Origin of the sequence: Variovorax sp. V93 (genome assembly GCF_041154485.1) — a bacterium.
Lineage (GTDB): Bacteria > Pseudomonadota > Gammaproteobacteria > Burkholderiales > Burkholderiaceae_C > Variovorax > Variovorax beijingensis_A.
Window position 1 is genome coordinate 4,807,501 of the sequence record NZ_AP028669.1, and the last position, 2,500, is coordinate 4,810,000.

At 50.6% G+C, this 2,500-nt stretch carries 3 rRNA genes (2 of these 3 running past the window's edge); all 3 read right to left on the reverse strand.

From position 1 onward, the window contains the following. Positions 1-307: ribosomal RNA gene (locus ACAM54_RS22830) — 16S ribosomal RNA — on the reverse strand (it extends 1,228 nt beyond the left edge of the window). 544 nt (positions 308-851) lie between these two features. Then, a 5S ribosomal RNA gene (gene rrf / locus ACAM54_RS22835) occupies positions 852-964 on the reverse strand. A 128-nt stretch (positions 965-1,092) separates the two neighbouring features. After that, positions 1,093-2,500, reverse strand: a 23S ribosomal RNA gene (locus ACAM54_RS22840); it runs 1,465 nt beyond the window's last position.

The window sequence follows — 2,500 nt, forward strand, 5'->3', positions numbered from 1 at the left end:
TGGCTGGTCGTCCTCTCAGACCAGCTACAGATCGAAGGCTTGGTGAGCCTTTACCTCACCAACTACCTAATCTGCCATCGGCCGCTCCATTCGCGCAAGGTCTTGCGATCCCCTGCTTTCATCCGTAGATCGTATGCGGTATTAGCACAGCTTTCGCTGCGTTATCCCCCACGATTGGGCACGTTCCGATGTATTACTCACCCGTTCGCCACTCGCCGCCAGGATTGCTCCCGCGCTGCCGTTCGACTTGCATGTGTAAGGCATGCCGCCAGCGTTCAATCTGAGCCAGGATCAAACTCTATAGTTCGATCTTGATTTTTTTCGCTCTTTCGAGCAACTCATAAAAACGGAATTGAAGTGAACTTCACTTCTATTCTCATGAGCGTTTTAAGTCTTGCGACTTGTTCCGAAGAACTTACGCAATTACCTTCAAACGCCCACGCTTATCGGCTGTAAATTTTTAACGAACCCCGAAGCAACTTGTCGTTTACTTCGTCTTGCTTGCTGCGATCAGCGAAGCCTTGTAGTCTATCACGGTTTTTTAAGTACCGTCAAACTTTTTTCGCTTTCTTCAACTTCTTGTCGCACCCCACAACCTTCGCCGCGAGACGCTGAAGCTGCTTCAGCGGAGCCTTCGATTATGCACTGCTTTTTCAAACCGCGTCAACTTCGAAGAAGATTTTTTTCTTCCGGCCTCCTGGCAGCTCGCTCACTGGGAGCCTGTTGCCTAGAGTTGCTCGCAGCACCCTGGGGGACGCTGTGTTGCTTGCCTTTTTGTGTGAACACTTTTTGGGTGCTCACACAAAAAGGAAAGCCCAACACACCGTGTTGGGCTTTTCCTGGCTGTAAGAGCCTGACGATGACCTACTTTCACACGGGAACCCGCACTATCATCGGCGCTGACGCGTTTCACTGTCCTGTTCGGGATGGGAAGGAGTGGTACCACGTCGCTATGGTCATCAGGCATAACTTGTTGTCTGTCTGATCACATGATCAGGCAAACGAATTCATAGAGTTTGGAATCAGCTTTTGGCGAATTATTTTGAATGCGTCAACTTGGCATAACACCTTGATCTGATTGATCAAAGTTATAGGGTCAAGCCGCACGAGCAATTAGTATCAGTTAGCTTAACGCATTACTGCGCTTCCACACCTGACCTATCAACGTCCTGGTCTTGAACGACTCTTTAGGGGGCTCAAGGCCCCGGCAGATCTCATCTTGAAACGAGTTTCCCGCTTAGATGCTTTCAGCGGTTATCTCTTCCACACTTAGCTACTCGGCAATGCCACTGGCGTGACAACCGATACACCAGAGGTGTGTCCACTCCGGTCCTCTCGTACTAGGAGCAGGCTTCCTCAAATCTGCAGCGCCCACGGAAGATAGGGACCAAACTGTCTCACGACGTTTTAAACCCAGCTCACGTACCTCTTTAAATGGCGAACAGCCATACCCTTGGGACCGGCTACAGCCCCAGGATGAGATGAGCCGACATCGAGGTGCCAAACACCGCCGTCGATATGAACTCTTGGGCGGTATCAGCCTGTTATCCCCAGAGTACCTTTTATCCGTTGAGCGATGGCCCTTCCATACAGAACCACCGGATCACTATGTCCTGCTTTCGCATCTGCTCGACTTGTCAGTCTCGCAGTTAAGCACGCTTATGCCATTGCACTATCGTCACGATGTCCGACCGTAACTAGCGTACCTTCGAACTCCTCCGTTACGCTTTGGGAGGAGACCGCCCCAGTCAAACTGCCTACCATGCACTGTCCCCGATCCAGATAATGGACCTAGGTTAGAACCTCAAACACACCAGGGTGGTATTTCAACGTTGGCTCCACAAGATCTAGCGACCCTGCTTCAAAGCCTCCCACCTATCCTACACAGATCTGTTCAAAGTCCAATACAAAGCTACAGTAAAGGTTCATGGGGTCTTTCCGTCTTTCCGCGGGGAGATTGCATCATCACAAACATTTCAACTTCGCTGAGTCTCAGGAGGAGACAGTGTGGCCATCGTTACGCCATTCGTGCAGGTCGGAACTTACCCGACAAGGAATTTCGCTACCTTAGGACCGTTATAGTTACGGCCGCCGTTTACTGGGACTTCAATCAAGAGCTTGCACCCCATCATTTAATCTTCCAGCACCGGGCAGGCGTCACACCCTATACGTCCACTTTCGTGTTTGCAGAGTGCTGTGTTTTTAATAAACAGTCGCAGCCACCGATTTTTTGCAACCCATTCATGCTTCGTTGTTCACTACACACTAATAGGGCACACCTTCTTCCGAAGTTACGGTGTCAATTTGCCGAGTTCCTTCTCCTGAGTTCTCTCAAGCGCCTTAGAATACTCATCTCGCGCACCAGTGTCGGTTTGCGGTACGGTCGTATATAGCTGAAGCTTAGTGGCTTTTCCTGGAACCTCGTTCAGTCACTTCGCGAGCAAGCTCGCTCGATCGTTGGCCTCGGTATATGTGCACCGGATTTGCCTAATGCACGCCT